Consider the following 19237-nt stretch of genomic DNA (forward strand, 5'->3'; position numbering starts at 1 on the left):
TATCCTCCTAATTCTTCGAAGTACGCCAATCTTTAATTAACTGGTAGGTATACCCACCTTCTGTCCAGACATGCTTTTCAGTAGTAAGTGGTTCGCCAGAAAGGGAGTTGAGGAAAGCGACTAATTCCGCTTGCTCTTGAGTATTTAGATTAAGTGGCCTAATCCTCTCGTCTTTGTTGCTATCTGGCCACCCGCCTTGATTGTAGAACTCAACCACTTCTTCCAGTGTTTGCATCAACCCGTTGTGCATGTAAGGCGCGGTATACTTAAGCTCTCGCAATGTAGGAGTAAAAAACTTGCCAAGGTCTGAACCATCTGCTTTATGCGTCTGTACATGAGCACCAACATCTCGCTTTAAACCCATGTAGTTTTCATTTCCCATAAACATGTTGAAAGCAATAAACGTTTGGTGACGCAAGGGATCAAGGAAGATATCTACGTTCTCAGGAACACCAGTATTGTGTGATAAGCCATCGCTTAAAAGAGGGCCGTGATGACATTCTGAACAACCCGCTTTGCCAGTAAAAAGCGCTAAGCCTTTTTTGCCTTGTTGGCTGAGTTCACCTTTATCAAAGGGCGACGAAGAGGAGGTCAACGTTTTTAGGTATTCTGGAATAGCGTTGCGAACGCCACCATTGGAAGGTTCGCCATAACCCGCGGCTTTAAACATTTCGACATATACTGGGTCTTGTTTAAGACGCTCTTGCATTAACCGCATGTCCATGTTCATCAACCAATCTTCGGTTATATTTTCTCGCGTAACATCGTTGAGATTCGTTCCGATGCGACCATCGTGAAACCAAACCTTTTTATAGACTGTATTTATAAGCGTAGGGACATTGCGAAACCCTTTACTTCCGGTGTAAGCCGGCCCCATTGCCTCAGGGTTCGCGTACCCGTATTCTGGTTGATGGCATGATGCACACGAAAGTGTGCTATTACCTGACAATCGACTATCAAAAAACAACCGTTTTCCCAGTTCTGCTTTAGCGTTATCGACTTTGATATCTTGAAGCTGACCAAATAACTCCGTCTTGCTCCAGACACCAAAAGAAACCGCCATTCCAGCAGCAAGGACCAACATATTTTTCATTGTTATACTCCTTTGCTTCCAGCTTTAACCTATTGAAAAGCTGATTGCTTTTAACAGATTTTGTTATCGCTAGAAGGGTCAGAGCATAATTTGTTCCATACTTTCTTTTTTAAATTTTTCCTTTTCTTTCATTATGTTAAAAACAATCTAATAAACTACCAGCGCAATCAATTAAACGTATCGTTTAAACGTTTAACAACTAATTGAACGATACGTTTAATTGCTATCTCACCTTCATTTAAAACTGTACAAAAATACACGTAAGTTATTGTAAATATTAGGCCACAACTCAAAATTGGTTCGGGCATAGAAACTGCTTTCTATCTAATAGTTCACGTTAGTACAAGGTAAGTTCTTATGTCATTCGACCTCCAAACTTCGTCTACAGTAGACTCAAAACTCGCTCAGGCGAAACAGTTACTCATTAAGAATCTAGAAACGGGAAATGAGGCTCAGCAATGCGCAAGTGCAAGAGCTTTAGCGATCGGGAGCGTCACTGAAGGAATCAATGCTCTTAACCAAGGACTGCAGCATTCCGACCCCGATGTGATCGTTCACTGTGCAAATGCTTTGCACTGCTTGAAGTCGGGCGATATAGACGCATTGAGTTTAGTTGTAACCCAACACCCTGAAGGAGATTGTCGGCTGGCAGCGGCAAAAGCTTTACAAACTTATTCTGAACAAAATCAGGTGACTGCTCTGTATAGAAAACTTGCGACAAGAAATCTAGGCGACTGCGCACAAAACTTTCACACGGATTGGGATGACGGGTGGGATCTTCAGTTGCTGTCAGTAAAGACCTTAGTAGCGCGAAGAGACCATAAAAATGTTCATCTTTTCAAGCAATTGCTCTCCCAAGACCCCGAACCGGAATTGGAAACACTTCTCTATCTAGGCATAGTTCACTTTGATAGCCAATATCTGATTTCGAAACTTGATGGAAGCTCATTGTCGTCGACACGTCGTATACTAAATGCTTTGCCAAAAGCATCATCTAGAGACGCTCGAGTCACTTTGTTCAAACATCTCAGTCATTGTGATGCGAAATGCCGATCGCTCGCCATCGAAGGTTTATCAAAGCTATCCGCCAAAGAATACCTATGGGATGTTATTCACTGCTTAACCGACCCAGATACACTTGTCAGAAAGTCAGCCCAAACCGCCATTAAAAAACTTGACTACAAGGATAAGCTCGATGACAAAAGGTTGCTTTCATATATGGAGAAAGTCCCTTCCAAAGCTCAATGTCAATTGTTAAGTATGATTGATATATCGAACATCAGCGAACAGGATTTGCACTGTTTGATTGACCAATATGCGTACACAAACCCAGAGCTGCTCACTGCTTCACCTGCCCTATTGGCTAAACTGCAAAGTTCAAAAGCACTCAAAAAACGTTTAGTGCAATGCTACCAACACCACCTTTCACAAAAGCCCCTAGACAATATTCTTCATTCAAACCTCATCCGGTCTCTTAAGTATTTTGACAACCATACAATTTGGTCTTTTCCTTACTTAGAAAGTCGAATCAACGGCTATAAGCAAACTGAAAACACTTATGCGTTTTCATCACAGGTTAGGCAAGCCTGTTTTAGTGTTTTGTCTCTCTGCAAGGACACACGAGCATATCGGGTTGTCCGCACTTCTCTGCTTGGAATCAACACCTATGGCGAGATCATAACTTCGACTTCAGAGCAAACAGACCAAAAAATTATTGATGACCACCGCGTTCCTGAGGTCATCGTTTCCAGTCATTCTCAAGCCTCTACGCTAGATGCTATTCGGCAAACTAACCAACTAGACATAATTGTCAAACAGCACGAGCACTCTGACCAACGATATACAATTGAATCTATGGTAGATAAACTGGATCCGGGCTACAGCGAATACAGCCAGTTGGTCAAAGACAACTTTTTGGCCGCAGAAGGTTTGGAGTTAAATCGCAAAAAAATCGTTACTTTGCCACAAACCAAAAACCAAATATTAGCTATTCGGGCCCTCGCAGACGCAAATACAGATGATGTCATTGATTTGTTACTTGAAACAGCGTCGTTTTGCGATCGTGAAACCTTGTGCGAGATTCTAATAGTAAGCACACAACAGAGGGGGCACCACACCTCATTTCTTTCAGTCGTTGATCAATGTTTGAAAACCGAAGAACGAGAGCTTTGTATAGAAGCATTGCGTTATCTGACAAAGGTTCCCAGTAGCTTTGCCATTCCACGAATCACTAAGGCCATCCATCATCCCGAAGAATCAGTAAAACTCAGTGCTCTTTACTCTTTGACCTCACATCTAGATGGTATTAATCACAACAGCAAAATGATTGAAATAATCATTGAACTCATCCGTTCGGGTCAGGGAAGTGTCCGTAAACTGGCACTTCAGCTCACTTTTGAACTTGGAGTTTGGAGCCAGCACTTCGATCTAATCATAGAAGTTCTGTTATCAGATCCAGAGTGCCTGATTGTAGGTCAAAAGTATGCGGAAACTATGTACGAAAAAGCATTGCACCATATAACTGAGTACTTCGATCAATTGACGGAAGATAAGCAACTTAGAGCGGTAGCCTTACTTGGCGTTGTCATCGCTAGTAGAAAACAAAAAATAGTCTGACAGTTGATCCTATGAGAGCTAATCGCGATCCAATTAAACGTGGTCGCGTCGCAAAGGAAAGACAATGCTATACAGCAAAACAAACTGCACACCATGCAGAGAGGCCTATAAACCAAAGCAACTAATTGCTGAGTGGTTACTATGGGTGGTACCTGCCTATAGTGCAATGCTGATCATATTAAGTGGCCACTATTTGCTAAGTATGGACAACGAGAAGCAGTATGCGCTTCACAATGAAAGAGTTATCGTGACTCTAATTGAAGAGATTTTGGGAGACACGCTTGTTCAAATGTCTGCTGATTCCAAAAATCTCACCTATGTCGTTGCTACTTCTATCGCAAAAAACAGCCACCCGTTCCCAGAGTTAAAAGACTACTTTGTTCAACTGAGCACAAACAATCATAGCTACGACCAGATCCGATTTTTAGACAACAAAGGACAAGAGCAACTAAGGGTAAACAACCAAGAGGGACATGTCACTTCTGTACCTATGAGCGAACTGCAAAACAAAGCCCATCGGTACTATTGGAAACACACTATGAGCTTAAAGCAGGGAGAGGTCTATATTTCTCCGCTTGATTTCAATATTGAAAGAAAGGAAGTTCAACACCCACTTAACCCGACGATTCGGGTCGGAGCGCCTGTCTTTGGCATTGATGGCAAAAAGATTGGAGTCATAATCCTCAATTACAAAGGCAATTTACTGATTAATAAACTCATAACCATTGCCCCTAGTTTTAGTAATCACCTTTATTTATACAACCCTCAAGGTATTGCCGTAATACACCCCAACAAAGGTAAGGGGTCTCATTTTGCAGTGAAAGATAAACCATCACTTCCCAGTGAAGTTTTCAACTGGATTCAATCGCAAAAGCTAGGACAATATCAGCTTGGTAACAGCTACTATACCTTCTCAAAAGTTACCGCTCCCAATGAAGGAAATTGGACAATTGTCTCACAGTTTCCCACAGAGCGTTTTTCACTTTCGAGGCAAGCATTTTACCGTAACTATCTCGCCCTCTACTTAATTTTAATCATCGTAATCACTACCGCTTGCTTTATTTTTAGCCGCTTTCGGCTCCAAGCAAGGCAACTTAAAAGCCAGCAGAAGTATGAGCTACAGTTTCGTCAAACTTTAGAGAATGTCCAACTTGCTGCTGTTACCATTGATAATCAAGGAACAGTCACCTTTTGCAACGACTACTTCTTAAAAATGGTAGGTTTTAAAAATAGCGATGTTATAGGACATAGATGGGTAGAAAAGTTCATTCCCAGGGAACTGAAAGAACAAGCCACAAGGCTCTCAACCAAGCCTTATTACAACAAAATCATCAACCACATAGCGAAAGCGTCGTCCAAGCTAAGAATGGTGAAATCAGACTTGTATCTTGGACATCTACCTTCTCTCAAAACAACGATAATCAAGCACTGTTAACACTTTTGGGGGAAGATGTCACTGAACAAAAGATGGCTCAAGATAAACTTAAACGCTTAAGTCACGCCGTAGAGAGTAGTCAAAACTCCGTGATGATTACAGATTTGAAAGGCGATATTATTTACGTAAACCCTGTCTTTTGTGAGCTCAGTGGATACAGTGTTTCCGAAGTAGTTGGAAGAAACCCCAAATTTCTACAATCCGGACAGACCACACAAAATGCATACCATGGCCTTTGGACCACTCTAGTGTCTGGGCAAGAATGGCGAGGAGAGTTTCTCAACAAACGGAAGGACGGCTCACTGTTTTGGGAACGCGCACATATATCTCCTGTCAAAGATGTCAACGGTCAATCACTTTATTACGTCGCCGTTAAGCAAGATATTACTGAAGAAAAACGTCTCGCAAGTGAAGTAGAGCGACAAACACAGCAACGCTTGCTTCATGAAAAATTAGCAACGGTAGGAAAAGTGGTCAACATGATTGCTCACGATCTTCGCAATCCACTTAGCTCTATTAAGGTAGGACTCCAAATCCATGCAAGAAACACCAAAGATGAAATGTTTGATATCGCTTTGGAACAAGTCCGCTATATGGAAGCAATACTCGGCGATCTATCAGCATACTCAAAACCAGAAATATGCAAGCCTGAATGGTTAGATATTAAAAAGCTTTTTGAATCTGTTCTAGCAGGAACACAACGCATGGCCTCTGACCATCGAGTTCAATTGCAAACCAAAATCCAAGATAAACTGCCCACCCTCTATGTAGACCCAGTGAAGATAAGACAAGCGTTTCAAAACATAGTTGTCAACGCGATTCAAGCAACACAATCGGAAAATTGTTCGACAAGAGTCGTCAAAATTCAGTGTCAGAGTATCCGCTCAGACAATCAAGCTGAATTAAGGCTAACGGTAGAAAACAACGGCCAGCAATTGAAAGCAGATTTGACAGACAAAGCATTTGAGCCTTTCTTTACCACCAAAGCAAAGGGAACTGGCCTCGGTCTCGCGATCGTTAAGCAAGTGGTAGATAACCACAACGGTACTATTACTATCGCTCCGTCAAAACTAGGGACCCTAGTCACCATTTGCATACCCTTTACAAACAAAGTCCCTCAGTCAAAAAAGCGAGTAGCTTATGTCATCTAAGAAACTACTAATCGTTGATGATGACACTGCAATTTGCCGAACCTTGCAGATTCACTATCAATCAAACAACTTTACTGCTCAAGTTGCACATTGTGTCAAACACGGTGTTGAAATTGCTCGTAACTTTCAACCTGACATCGTCATTTTGGACATCCGAATGGAAGGAGTATCAGGTATTGATGGAATCAAAGAGTTTAAGCGAGAGTGTGAAAAGTGCAGAGTCATTATGATTACGGCCTTTCACGATATGGACAGTACCATTGCAGCAATGCAAGAAGGTGCCGATGAATATGTTCACAAACCCATTGATATTGATGAATTAGACCAAGCCGTTATCCGAGCGATAAACTACCAATCTTCAAGTTGCAAAGAAGCTCTCTCGATTCCCGACACCTACGGACACTCAATGGTCGGTTCCTCACATGCGATGAAAGAGATCTATAAAACCATTGGCCTTGTAGCGCGAACGAACGCTTCTGTCATGATTACGGGGGAATCAGGAACGGGCAAAGAAATGGTAGCGCGAGCAATACACAATGCAGGTCAAGCCAAGAAGGCGCCCTTTGTCGCCTTAAACTGTGCTGCATTGGTGGAAAACCTTTTGGAGTCCGAAATGTTTGGGCATAAAAAAGGCGCTTTTACCGGAGCTGTATTCGACCAGCAAGGGAAGTTCTCACTTGCTCAAGATGGCACCTTATTTCTCGACGAAGTCGGCGAACTGTCGCTGCAAATTCAAGCGAAATTATTGAGGGTGCTACAAGAAAAAGAATATGTTCCTTTAGGGGGAAAACAACCATTAAAAACCAATGCGCGAATCATATGCGCTACTAACATAGATTTTGAGCACGCAATTAAAACCAAGAGTTTCAGGGAAGACCTTTTCTACCGCCTCCAAGTGATCAGGATCCATATCCCTCCATTAAGAGAAAGGCCAGAAGATTTGCAAGACTTAATACCCGCATTACTGGCTAGGGCAAACAAAGAACTCGGAACTAAGGTCCGGCAGGTCTCGATAGAAGCCATGATGCTGCTCTGTAATCATCACTGGAAAGGTAACGTTAGAGAACTAGAAAACACACTAACCAAAGCTGTTGCACTTTCTCCAGGAGATATACTTACTGAAAACCTATTCTTGGAACTCAAAGCACCAACAACGTCTCATCACGCATTAAGTCCAAATCCTAAGTTATCCTTGAGGGAGATCGAGTATCAATATGTAGAAAGCGTGCTGCACAACGTAGGCGGACACAAAGGCAAAGCTTGTGAAATACTACAAATAAGCCGTCCTCGTTTGCAAAGGATCCTTGAACCCAAAGAAAACAGAGAATAATAGAGTCTCATAAACTAACACCAACCTATGGAACCAGACGCACAAAATCGGCGTGGTTGCACGTTACCCAGAACACCAAGCAATGATAGTCGTACTTAGTAATGAGTCAGGATTTGAGGCATGGACTCTTAAAGAGCGAATCGCTAGCATTGTGCTAAGTCCAAACGATTAAGCCTTTTTGCATTCGCAAGGGATCGTTTCCTCAATTTCTACGTATAACCTTCTGTTATTGTGGAATTATTTCTTAATCAATAAGGAGACAGACATTGAAAGCACTGGTTTTAACACTAACGGCAATGGTATTGAGTGGCTGTCTGGGTATGCCGGATAAGGTTTCTCCCGTCTCTTCATTTGATGGCGAAAAATACATGGGAAAATGGTACGAAGTGGCTCGTATTGACAACCGTTTTGAAGAAGGGTTATCTAAGGTCACTGCCGAGTATAGCCTTGATGATTCGGGGAAAGTCACGGTGATTAACCGCGGTTTTTCTGAAGCTGAAAACGAGTGGAGCCAAGCAGAAGGCAAAGCTACTTTGTCGAGTCTGACGATATTGCTTACTTGAAAGTATCGTTTTTCGGCCCGTTTTACGGCTCCTACGTAGTATTTGAACTAGAAGAGAACTATCAATACTCCTTTGTCTCCGGTGCAGATACGGATTACCTGTGGCTGCTCTCTAGAACTCCAAGTGTTTCCGAGCAAGTAAAACTGGATTTTCTGGCCAAATCTAAAGCTAAGGGATTTGACACCAGCCGAGTGATTTGGGTAAAGCAGTAGTCTAAAACTTCATCATTGCTGAATACATAAAAGGCGACTGATTATGTCGCCTTTTTATCTCGCTTTTCTTTTGATTCAGAAGAATATCGGGCTACCGCTCTGGATGTTCCGATACGCTTTTTCTCTCAACCAAGGTTGGCTCCAATTGAACCAGTACCGATTCGTTAGACTCTTTTTCAATTTTGCTTAATAAGGTTTTAACGGCTGCTTGACCCAAACGGTATTTGGGTTGGTGGATAGTCGTCAGCGCTGGCGTCATAAACTTAGAAATATGGATGTCATCGTACCCAATCACGGATAGCTCTGAAGGAATACTTACCCCTTTCTCGGTTGCAGCATTGATAACTCCCATTGCCATCATATCGTTACAAACGAATATGGCACTCGGAAGCGGTCCCTTAGCATACATAGTATTAAAAGCGTGATAACCGCCGTCCGCTTCGAAATCCGATTCAACAATCCAGTTGGCGTTAAAATCCAACTCAGATTCAATCATCGCTTTTTTAAACCCTTCGTATCGCATTTGCGCTTGATGGCGAATCAATGGACCTGTAATACAACCTATATCTCGGTGGCCTTGCTCAATCAGATAGTTAGTCGCCATATACCCCCCGCGAAGAGAGTTGTCTTGGATCTTATCACTGGTGAACAACATTGGTCCCCAGTCCATAACCACCACTGGAATATCTGGGTACTTATCAAAGATTTCTAGCTTTTCACCTTCGAGAGAAGAGCACATAAGAATCAAACCATCGACGCGCTTTTGAAGCAAGGTATCTATCGACGCTCGCATTCGGTCGTGATCACCTTCCGTATTACAAAGAATTAGGTTGTAGCCCTCTTGGTAACAGCTGCGCTCAACCCCTTTTACCACCTCACCAAAAAACGGGTTAGTCGACGTTGTTACTAACATCCCCAGAGTGCGTGTTCGATTCATCTTCAAGCTACGAGCAAGAGCGGAAGGCGTATAGTTTAGCTCTTGCGCTGCCTTGTTTACACGATCCGAAATTTCCTCGCTCACGTAGCGAGATTGGTTGATCACATGGCTAACCGTAGAAGTTGAGACTCCGGCAAGTTTTGCTATGTCTTTCATGGTCGCCATGTATTATCTCCCTTACTGGCTTTTTAAAGCGCTGTCTCTTTTTGCTGCTCGGCCAAAAAGGCATTCACTTCATCTCTCCTTGGAATGGAAGTTTGTGCCCCAAATCGCGTTACCGATAACGCTGCCGCTGCATGAGCAAAGCGAATCGCTGATTTTAAAGGTAAGTCTTCTAATAAGCCAGTCACTAGCGCGCCATTAAAGGTGTCGCCAGCCGCAGTCGTATCGGTCGCATCTACTTTAAATCCAGCCACCAGCTCTCCGCGCCCTTTTTCACTTAACCATACCCCTTTCGCACCAAGAGTAATCATGACAATGTTTACTCCCTTACCATGCAGGCGATCCGCTGCTTGTTGGGCGCTGATATCATCCGTCACTTCTATACCCGTCAGCACTTCGGCTTCTGTTTCATTAGGGGTTATCATTTCAAGGCCTTTGAGCAAATCATCAGACAATGGTTTTGCTGGTGCAGGGTTTAAAACGACTTTTGTATTGGCGGCTTTCGCTCTGGCCGCCGCCAGTTCAATTCCGTCCATTGGTGTTTCTAACTGCATCAGAAGATAATCCGCATTTTCGATACGCGTTAAATGTGATTCCACCACGGTAGCGGTTAGGTTGGCGTTGGCTTCTGCAGAAATACAAATGCTGTTCTCGCCACTTTCAGCCACTTGAATCATGGCGATACCCGTTGGGCAGTTTGGCTGCATCATCACTGCAGAAGTATCGATACCATCCAGTTTAAAGTTCTCGCGACTGTTAATTCCAAAAGCGTCGTCACCCACACATGCGATAAACCCTGTATCTGCTTGTAAACGCGCCGCAGCAACGGCTTGGTTGGCGCCTTTACCGCCAGAAATCACCTGATAATCGTGACCGTGAAGTGTTTCGCCCGGTCTTGGAAATGAGGGAACCTTAAGAACATGGTCTGCATTAACACTACCTAGCACCATTAACTTATTCATTGATATGTCCTCGCCTATCAAGGCTTATAGAAAGATGAACAGGAGTAAAACGTTTGAACACTCGGATGCGTTCACAGGTTTTACCCCTTCCTAGCCAAGGGATAAACTTCGCTAGGAAGGAGAAGACGATTATTTAGAGATAATCTTTAGTGGTACTGGAATGTAAGCATCAACTTGTTGCTCTTTAAGTACTTTGTCAGCCGTTTGGATGCCTAGTGCACCGATCATGTCTGGCTGTTGAGCCACGGTTGCCGCTAGTTTGCCACGGTTAACCGCTGCGATGCCGTCATCTGTGCCATCAAAGCCTACGATCATTACGTCTTTACCAGAGGCTTGAACCGCTCTTAGTGCACCGAGTGCCATTTCATCGTTTTGAGCAAATACTGCTTGAACGTCTGGGTTAGCCGCAAGTAGGTTTTCCATTACGTTTAGACCTTTTGTACGGTCAAAGTCTGCTGGTTGGCTTGCTAGCAACTCTAGCTTGCTGCCGTTTACGGCATTCATAAAACCTTCTCCGCGCTCACGAGCTGCCGACGTACCAGCGATACCTTCAAGTTGGATCACCTTAGCTTTCTCACCCACTTTTTCTACAATGAAATGTCCTGCCATTTCACCACCAACCACATTATCTGATGCGATGTGGCTAACCACCTCTCCGCGAGATGCGCCGCGGTCAAGAGTCAGCACTGGGATGTTTGAACGGTTGGCAATGCGAATCGCATTAGATACCGCATCTGAATCCGTTGGGTTAATTAGAATCGCTTTTACGCCGCGAATGGTTAGGTCTTCAACGTTTGATAGCTCTTTACTAGGATCGTTTTGTGAATCGAGCACGATTAGGTCATAACCCAGCTCTTTTGCTTTCGCTTCTGCACCATCTTTCATTGTCACAAAGAAAGGGTTGTTCAAGGTAGATAGTACGATTGCCATCGTATCCTGCGCCTGTGCTGAAACAGAAACAGTGGTAGATAAAACGGCAGCAGAAATAAGTGTTGCTAATTTTTTCATCATTATAGTCCTTTGTATGTAGGGTAGCCGGACACCCGCCCAGCTGGTGTTATTGGGGGTTATTTGTTTTTGTTGTCTACCATGACGGCCAGCAAAATTACTGTCGCTTTAGCAATCATTTGGTAGTAAGAGGAAACATCGAGTAAGTTGAGAGCATTGTTGAGGAAACCAATTATCAGCGCCCCGATCAAGGTGCCCATAATTCGGCCTTTGCCGCCCATTAGGCTAGTACCGCCGAGCACGACCGCTGCAATCGCATCTAGTTCGTATCCCATACCCGCTGTTGGCTGAGCCGATGACAGTCGTGAAGTAACAATCAAGCCAGCTAAAGCCGCGAGCAGACCACAAATGGCATAGACTCCAATTTTTACTTTGTCTACATCGATACCAGATAGCTTTGTTGCTGATTCGTTTCCGCCGAGCGCGTATATGTAACGGCCAAATCGAGTGTGGTTAAGCAGATACCAAGCGGCAGCAAATACCATGACCATCAGCCATACTGGAACGGGAATACCCAGCGCGTAGCCCGTGCCAAACCATGCAAACGCGTCTGCGGTGTCCGTAAAGCCGGTAGAAATAGGTCGGCCATCGGTATAGACCATAGTGACGCCGCGTAGCAAAGTCATGGTCACCAGAGTAGCTATAAATGCCTGCACCTTGCCTTTGGCAATTATGATTCCGCTGATAGCGCCTAGTGCTGCACCGGCAAATAGCGCTGTTGGTACGGCAATAAGAACAGGCACTTCTAGGGCGATCATGCTGGCTGCTATCGCACCACATAGTGCGAGTACGGAACCAACACTAAGATCAATGCCCGCCGTTAAGATGACCAAGGTCATACCGACTGCGATAATCGCGTTAACTGAGGTTTGGCGCAGAATGTTTAGAATGTTGTCGACAGTAAAAAAGTTCGGGTTTAAAAACGAAACAACAACAATCAAGAAGAGTAAGGCTATCAGCGACTTTTGCTCAATTAGCCACTCTTTGCTAAACCACTTCTTTTCGTTTGTTTGATTGGATTTTGTCATAGCATCGGTACTCATGCTGCTTCCTCATTGACATGTTTGCCTACTGCACACGCCAGTAGTTTTTCTTGATCGGCGTCTTTGGCGTCGAATTCGCCACTGATACGGCCTTCATGCATTACTAAAATTCGGTCACTCATTCCCAGTACTTCGGGCATTTCAGATGAGACCAAGATGATACTCATGCCTTCTGCTTTAAACTGGTTGATCAATTGATAAATTTCTTTCTTTGCCCCTACGTCCACACCGCGAGTCGGCTCGTCAAGGATCAAAACTTTTGGTTTAGTCATCAGGCCTTTGGCAATGGCAACTTTTTGCTGATTACCACCTGAAAGGTTGCCAATGATCTGCTCTCTCGTTGGAGTTTTTATATTGAAGAGTCGAATGAAGTCTTCCACCGCTGTCACTTCATCGCCGTGTTGAATCTGCACACCTTTACTCAACTGGTTAAGTGCGCTTAACGACATGTTCTCTTTAACTGATAGACCAAGCACCAGTCCATCGCCTTTTCGGTCTTCCGAAATATAAGCAATGCCGTTGGCTAAGCCGTCCTGTGGACTAGCCGGATTTATAGTTCTGTTGTCGAGATTAATCACGCCCTTTTCGCTAGGCAGCGCTCCGTAAATGATTTTCATCAACTCTGTACGACCTGCGCCCATCAAACCTGAAATGCCTAAGATCTCACCGCGCTTTAAGGTGAAGTTAACATCGTGCACGCCAGAGCCGGTAAGGCCAACAACCTCTAAACATGTGTCGCCGTGTTGAACATCGATCCTTGGATACTGTTCTTCTAGTTTACGGCCAACCATTTTTTCGATTAAGCCGTCTTCATCGATCTCTTCGACTTGGCATTCGCCTATAAATTTTCCATCGCGCAATACAGTGACATCATCACAAATTTCAAAAATCTCTTTGAGTCGGTGCGAGATATAAACAATGCCGCAACCCTGCTCTCTCAGCTCTCGAATTACATTAAACAGGGATTCGGTTTCCGTATCTGTAAGTGCATCCGTTGGCTCATCCATGATGATAACCTTGGATTCAAACGACAGCGCTTTTGCAATCTCGACCATCTGCTGTTCACCGAGACTTAACTCGCCAAGCAGTTTTTTAGAACTGTGCATTACATTAAGCCGTTTCAGAAGTGCATCCGCTTTTTGATACATCTCTTGCCAAAGAACGCGCCCAAACGCACCGGTAATTTCTCGGCCAAGAAAGATGTTTTCTGCAATCGTCAATTCAGGGATCAAGTTCAGCTCTTGGTGAATAATACTGATACCCGCTTGCTGCGACTCTCTTGGCCCACTGAAGTGCGCGGGATTCCCGTGGTAATGAATGGTTCCAGCGTCGGCAGTGTAAATGCCCGTCAATACCTTCATTAAGGTTGACTTACCAGCGCCATTTTCCCCCATCAAAGCCATAACTCGTCCGGGATAAACATTAAGCGACGCTTTATCCAAGGCTTTCACACCCGGAAAAGCCTTGTCTATTTCGCTAATGTTAAGTACAGCTTCTGTTGTCATACTAATCTCCCCACTAGATGGGTTAAAAAACCACGCCAGACAATAAAATTACGTTCGCGTAAGGTGTACATTCACCTGTTCTGATCACAGCCTTACTGCTTGCCGTTCTCTGTTTAAACGCTTCATGACTGATATAGGTGATTGGAATTTCTTTTCCAGTTTCTTCGCGTTCTTTTTCAAGGCGTGCAAGCAGTAACTGGTGCAGCTCTGGGCTAACTGATTGAAACTCTTCTGCCAAAACCACGCCTTCTATTTGCGCTTCCTTTAGCCACACATCCACCGTTTGTATAAAACTGGGTACACCGTGAGTAAGTGCAAGATCTATTCGATCAACACCAGTGGGCACAGGTAATCCAGAGTCACAAATCGTCACTTCATCGGTGTGACCTAACGTTGCAGCCAGATAAGACATTTCGGGTTGAAGTAAGGTACTTTTTTTCATTTTTAGAGCCTTCAGAAAATCACGTTAAGAATCCATGCGCGTTTGTAGTTGTACAAAAAACACTCATCGAAACGTTTCGATGAAATGATAAAACGAAAAATGAGTTTGGCGAGTAGGTAGGAAATAGACTGTGATTAAGATCGGTAAAGCCTGACAACCAGCATAGCAAATAAAGACTGCGATCACATTAATCCGAGAAATGATTGAGAAAGCTAATATTAAGCACTTCCACTCACTACAAAAATGTTAGCCTCAAGAATAACACGTCATTCCGTAACAGAATTTTGTTAGAACTCGATGGGATTTGAATATGAAAAAACTCGCGTTGTTATCGCTTATCAGCTTTGTGCTTATCGGTTGTACAGAAGTGGGCAGTGAGGCGTGGTGTGAAGACATGAAAGAGACGCCAAAAGGCGAATGGACGTTAGACGACACCAAGGGCTTTGCTAAGCACTGTATCTTGTAAAACAGAAGTGCAGAGATACTGACTAGGCATCACGCACTTCTAGGGGGATGGTGGCGCAGGTGAATACGCCACCAAAATTTTATCTCGCCATGGCCAACTTCATCTGTTCTGCCACTTTGTCTACGGTACCCAAACCGATAATAACCTGAATGCCTTGTTTTCCAACGGGTACTACTCCAACCGCGCCCAGTTGCATTATTCGACCTTCATCTACCTTTGAAGTATCTGCAACGGTGAGTCGCAATCTAGTAATACAGTTGTCTATTTCTAACAGGTTCTCCTTGCCACCCAGAGCTTTGATATAGTCGAGAGTGATTTCCCCAACATTTTCATTACTAATTTTAGTGTTTTGTGTTTCACCTCGACCTGGTGTTTTCAAGTTGAATTTTACAATCACAAATCGGAACACCGCATAGTAGATAACAAAGAAAACCAGCCCTTGTGCAATCAGCATATACCATTGTGTCGCCAGTGGGTTTTGGCTCGACAGCACCATGTCTACAAAGCCTGCGGAGAAACCGAACCCTGCCATCCACTCCATTGAAGCGGCGATGTAAAGTGAAATGCCCGTTAGTACAGCGTGTAGTAAGTACAGCAAGGGCGCTAAGAACATAAAGCTAAACTCTAACGGTTCGGTAATACCCGTGAAGAAAGAAGCCATCGCCGCCGCCAACATAATCGAGAAAACTTTGTCGCGGTTCGCTTTGTCTGCGCAGTGGTACATTGCAAGAGCAGCACCCGGAAGGCCGAACATCATAATTGGGAAGAAACCAGCTTGGTACATACCCGTTTTACCCGGAATACCCGTACCATTCGCGATAGACTGCGCACCACCTAAGAAGTTAGGAATATCATTAATGCCCACAACATCAAACCAAAATACCGGATATAAAGCATGGTGCATACCAATAGTAAGCGTTAACCGATTGAAAAATCCAAACAGACCAGCCCCCAACGCTCCCATCGACTCTAGCTTAGTACCAAAGATGATTAATGCATCGTAGATCATTGGCCATATGTAAAGCAGCACAAATGCCAACCCCATGCCTGCAATTGACGTTAAAATCGGAACAAGGCGTTTACCACTAAAGAATGCCAACGCTTTTGGCAACTCAACACTTGAATAGCGATTGTAGATTTCTGCCGAAATGATGCCGACAACGATACCTATAAATTGATTGCTTATCTTGCCAAATGCCGCTGGAACTTCGCCACTATCAACCCCTATTAGTTGCGCAACGCTAGCCGGAGAAAGCAAAGTTGTGATCACCATAAAACAGATAAAGCCCGCCAATGCTGCCGAACCATTTTTGTCTTTGCTCAACCCGAATGCGACACCAACGGCGAAAAGAATCGCCATATTATCGATAATTGCGCCGCCCGATTTTATTAAGAATGCGGCTAGCACACTTTCTGCGCCCCAGCCCACGGGATCCAACCAGTAGCCTATCCCCATTAAAATTGCTGCGGCGGGAAGTGTTGCCACTGGCACCATTAGCGCCTTGCCCACTTTCTGCATGTAACCCAATACGTTCATATATTCACCAATATGTTGTTTGCTTTTTTGTTCTCTGGAAATACAAGAGATTGGCTCAATTTGACTCCGTTATGGATGTGCAAACAAACGAATTAGCTGGTAGGATAAATTAAAATTTTTAATCCATAAGACCCAACACATGAATAAACAACAGCTACTAAGAAATCTGCATACCTTCAGTGTTGCGGCCAAATCACTCAGTTTTACCCATACCGCTAACAAGTTGCATCTAACCCAAGGCGCGGTCAGCCATCGCATTAAAGTCTTAGAACAAGAGTTAGGGTTCAACTTGTTTATTCGCGGAACTCGGCAGTTAACGCTAACCAAAGAAGGAGAGAAGTTTAAAAGCACCTTAGATGATTCTTTAAGCGCTATCTTTGGCCAAATTGAAGAAATAAAAACCGGAGAGCTTCACGGCGAGATCAGCATAGGAGCTTCAACTAGCTTTGCCAATGGCTGGTTGGTGCCAAAGCTTAAGGACTTTAAAGAGCAGTATCCAAACTTTAACCTCAATATTTTGGTTAAAGAAAATGAAACTGACTTTTACGGCCCTAATCGAACGCTGCTAAACAACCTAGACATAGTCATTTGCTACGGTGGCGAGCACTATCCCGATATGAAAGCCACTCCCCTTCTAAAACAACAATTTATTCCAGTCTGTTCCCCAGATTACGCCGAAAAATTCAGCCTATTCGAAGATGGATATGCAGCATTAAAGCAGGTTAATTTTCTTCATTCGTTGGAATCCAACGCGTGGCAACGCTGGATAAAATATATGGATCTTGATGTCGATCTGTTTAAACAGTTTTATTGCGTCGGGATCCGAGGTTTAGATGTCACGGCAGCGAAACACTCGTTGGGATTGGCATTAGGTCGCTCATACCTTGTAGAACCACTTCTAGAAAGCGGAGAGCTAGTTTCTCCCTTCCCTTCTATGCCAAGTAGCAAGTTGCACTCCATAGTTGTACCTCTCGGCACTGAGAAAAGAGCAAAGATACAGATATTTACTAACTGGTTATTAGGGCAAATGAAAGATGGTTAAAAGTGGTGGCGTTAGTGCATGAATTACATTAAATAGCGGCCTTCCACAAAGTCTACCACATTGGATCACCTTCTCTTATCTCAGTTCCTACTGACACCAAACCCCTAAGGTTTTGTTTTTATTAGCAGTAACTTTAGAAGTAACTGTCCTTTCTATCGTTTTTTATCTATATGGAATTTCTTGTTTCTGTTGGCAAGAGAGAATTCTGTCGACCGATGAGCTGGTTCTAGGAAGAGGGACGTAAATCGGATGAGTAACTATTAAGGGTGTTAACAATTTTTAAGTCAACTGTAACTCACCGATGATAGACAAAAATGTTACTAAATCACCTTTTGAGTAATTTTCAACTTCATAATTACCGCCTAAAAAAGGATACGGTTGAGGTATATATACCTGTCCTTCCGCAAGCTCTCCAATAGAGTCTCGTAAAACATCAACTTTACTCTCACGTAATACATCTTCTCTGATTATTTCATGTGTTAGACAATCACTCTTAAATGAATTTATTCCAAAAAACTGCATTTCACTTAACTCAGGAGGCATAACATAAAGTATAGCCAACTGTTTATTTACACTATTCATCAAAAACAGGTCTCCAAAGAAGCTATACCCTAATACCAGATCATAGGCTCCTGATTGACTTGCCCATATACCCAGCTCTGACACTGGCTCTGGTACGCTAAACACAACATAGTATTTATGTTTCATAATCTCAGTACTCTACCAAAGATGAAATATTTCGATTCGAACTAGTACTTATTTTCCGTAATAGAAGGAGTTGAAAGGACAGATGCTCCTTAGTTACAGATGAGTGGCGTTTTATAAAAATATTAGTTTCTAGATTTTATAGCTTAATCACGATACTCTCGGTACCTTCATACGGCCCCGACAGTTTAGGATATGATTTAATCTTTTTAATCGAATCCAAGTCACCAACGCCTCTCAATGCGCAAAAACCTGTGCACCTAGGGTTTTCTTCCTCTCCATATAGAGAAAGGAACCTATAAACAAAAGTACGTAAAACTTCTTTATCTTCGTTATCAATCTCCATTAAAGGGGGGAATGATAACAGTCGATTTACTGCGCTAACTAGCTTTAAAGATAACAAATAACTGATCTCTGGCTTATTGATTAGATTGCCAAACAACTCAATTATTCCTTTAATGGTTTCTTTATTTTTTATGACTCCTAGCAAGGCAAGGACAAATTCTGACGTAGAAAGGTATTCACCTGTTTCTGAACAAACATACCTTTTAAGCCCATCGTATCCTTCCTCCAAGTACGCCACAACTACAGTGGCCCAGGTAGCTAGAGGCACTTTGTTTGAGGTTTTAGCCGCAACAACATCGTCCCATTGATAATCATCAATGGCTTGTTTTAAAAAAGGAATTGCATCTGTATTCTTAGCAACCGCTAAGTCCACTAAATCTTCAACCTCAAGTAAATGGTTTTCAGCTTTTAGTTTTAATTCATCAAACACGGTTATTCTCGCCTATCAAGTTCTGATTTCGAAGTCACGAACTATTGTACACTTAGTATCGCGATATTTAATAAAACTACCACCTCTTTCTTTAGTGCGCTCTTACTTAATCTTTTAAAGTTGTTTTTCTTATAAAACTAGCTGTTTCAAATTCCTAGGCGTGCCCTTCATTTTTCTTCCTTAACAATTATACGGAGCTTGATATTGATCTGTTTAAACAGTTTTATTGCGTCGGGATCCGAGGTTTAGATGT

General features: G+C 43.2%; 16 protein-coding genes and 1 pseudogene. 7 read left to right on the forward strand and 10 right to left on the reverse strand.

From position 1 onward, the window contains the following. Positions 1-7: 7 nt before the first annotated feature. A complete protein-coding gene (locus BLO31_RS21495; protein WP_070971766.1) occupies positions 8-1093 on the reverse strand; it encodes a cytochrome-c peroxidase in 1086 nt (361 codons plus the stop codon). Positions 1094-1450: 357 nt separating this feature from the next. Here BLO31_RS21495 and BLO31_RS21500 point away from each other — a divergent pair, with 357 nt between their 5' ends. The 5 genes and pseudogenes from BLO31_RS21500 (at position 1451) to BLO31_RS21515 (ending at position 8400) form a co-directional block, all read left to right on the forward strand. Continuing rightward, on the forward strand, positions 1451-3709 hold the full coding sequence (locus BLO31_RS21500) for a HEAT repeat domain-containing protein (RefSeq protein ID WP_070971769.1): 2259 nt from the start codon (positions 1451-1453) through the stop codon (positions 3707-3709). Positions 3710-3773: 64 nt separating this feature from the next. After that, positions 3774-5144, forward strand: a complete 1371-nt coding sequence (locus BLO31_RS24705; RefSeq protein ID WP_245688544.1) for a PAS domain S-box protein — start codon at positions 3774-3776, stop codon at positions 5142-5144. A 32-nt stretch (positions 5145-5176) separates the two neighbouring features. Then, positions 5177-6295 (forward strand): two-component system sensor histidine kinase NtrB, encoded by a 1119-nt coding sequence (locus BLO31_RS24710; RefSeq protein WP_245688545.1) that lies wholly within the window; start codon positions 5177-5179, stop codon positions 6293-6295. Beyond that, complete coding sequence (locus BLO31_RS21510; RefSeq protein WP_070971771.1) at positions 6285-7625, forward strand: sigma-54-dependent transcriptional regulator; 1341 nt, start codon at positions 6285-6287, stop codon at positions 7623-7625. Before BLO31_RS24710 ends, BLO31_RS21510 begins: the two co-directional genes overlap by 11 nt. A 266-nt stretch (positions 7626-7891) precedes the next feature. Beyond that, positions 7892-8400, forward strand: a pseudogene (locus tag BLO31_RS21515) (lipocalin family protein). Between the two features lie 91 nt (positions 8401-8491). Here the strand turns inward: BLO31_RS21515 and BLO31_RS21520 are convergent. The 6 genes from BLO31_RS21520 to rbsD form a co-directional block, all read right to left on the reverse strand. Then, positions 8492-9502: a substrate-binding domain-containing protein gene (locus BLO31_RS21520; protein WP_070971774.1), complete on the reverse strand. Its 1011-nt coding sequence runs from the start codon at positions 9500-9502 to the stop codon at positions 8492-8494. A 23-nt stretch (positions 9503-9525) separates the two neighbouring features. Further along, positions 9526-10461, reverse strand: a complete 936-nt coding sequence (gene rbsK, locus BLO31_RS21525) for a ribokinase (protein WP_070971777.1) — start codon at positions 10459-10461, stop codon at positions 9526-9528. 129 nt (positions 10462-10590) lie between these two features. Then, positions 10591-11469, reverse strand: a complete 879-nt coding sequence (gene rbsB / locus BLO31_RS21530; RefSeq protein WP_070971780.1) for a ribose ABC transporter substrate-binding protein RbsB — start codon at positions 11467-11469, stop codon at positions 10591-10593. A gap of 59 nt (positions 11470-11528) precedes the next feature. Next, positions 11529-12512: a ribose ABC transporter permease gene (gene rbsC / locus BLO31_RS21535; protein ID WP_070971783.1), complete on the reverse strand. Its 984-nt coding sequence runs from the start codon at positions 12510-12512 to the stop codon at positions 11529-11531. Then, positions 12509-14017 (reverse strand): ribose ABC transporter ATP-binding protein RbsA, encoded by a 1509-nt coding sequence (gene rbsA, locus BLO31_RS21540; protein WP_070971786.1) that lies wholly within the window; start codon positions 14015-14017, stop codon positions 12509-12511. The genes rbsC and rbsA overlap by 4 nt, the downstream gene beginning before the upstream one ends. A gap of 22 nt (positions 14018-14039) precedes the next feature. Next, the gene (gene rbsD, locus BLO31_RS21545) at positions 14040-14459 is read right to left on the reverse strand and encodes a D-ribose pyranase (protein ID WP_070971789.1); all 420 of its coding nucleotides are present in this window, start codon (positions 14457-14459) and stop codon (positions 14040-14042) included. 310 nt (positions 14460-14769) lie between these two features. On the opposite strand from rbsD, the gene BLO31_RS23335 reads away from it, so the two are divergent. Beyond that, complete coding sequence (locus BLO31_RS23335) at positions 14770-14925, forward strand: DUF3012 domain-containing protein (RefSeq protein ID WP_084659983.1); 156 nt, start codon at positions 14770-14772, stop codon at positions 14923-14925. Between the two features lie 79 nt (positions 14926-15004). On the opposite strand, the gene nagE is transcribed toward BLO31_RS23335, so the two are convergent. Continuing rightward, complete coding sequence (gene nagE, locus BLO31_RS21550; RefSeq protein WP_070971792.1) at positions 15005-16462, reverse strand: N-acetylglucosamine-specific PTS transporter subunit IIBC; 1458 nt, start codon at positions 16460-16462, stop codon at positions 15005-15007. 139 nt (positions 16463-16601) lie between these two features. Here nagE and BLO31_RS21555 point away from each other — a divergent pair, with 139 nt between their 5' ends. Continuing rightward, the gene (locus BLO31_RS21555) at positions 16602-17504 is read left to right on the forward strand and encodes a LysR substrate-binding domain-containing protein (protein WP_070971795.1); all 903 of its coding nucleotides are present in this window, start codon (positions 16602-16604) and stop codon (positions 17502-17504) included. Positions 17505-17783: 279 nt separating this feature from the next. Here BLO31_RS21555 and BLO31_RS21560 read toward each other — a convergent pair whose 3' ends face one another. Both BLO31_RS21560 and BLO31_RS21565 read right to left on the reverse strand, forming a co-directional pair. Beyond that, complete coding sequence (locus BLO31_RS21560; RefSeq protein WP_070971797.1) at positions 17784-18212, reverse strand: T6SS immunity protein Tdi1 domain-containing protein; 429 nt, start codon at positions 18210-18212, stop codon at positions 17784-17786. Positions 18213-18348: 136 nt separating this feature from the next. Then, positions 18349-18984, reverse strand: coding sequence for a hypothetical protein (locus BLO31_RS21565; RefSeq protein WP_070971800.1), 636 nt, complete (start codon positions 18982-18984; stop codon positions 18349-18351). Positions 18985-19237: the final 253 nt, after the last annotated feature.

Source organism: Vibrio sonorensis (assembly GCF_001854765.1).
In the GTDB taxonomy this organism is placed as follows: domain Bacteria; phylum Pseudomonadota; class Gammaproteobacteria; order Enterobacterales; family Vibrionaceae; genus Vibrio; species Vibrio sonorensis.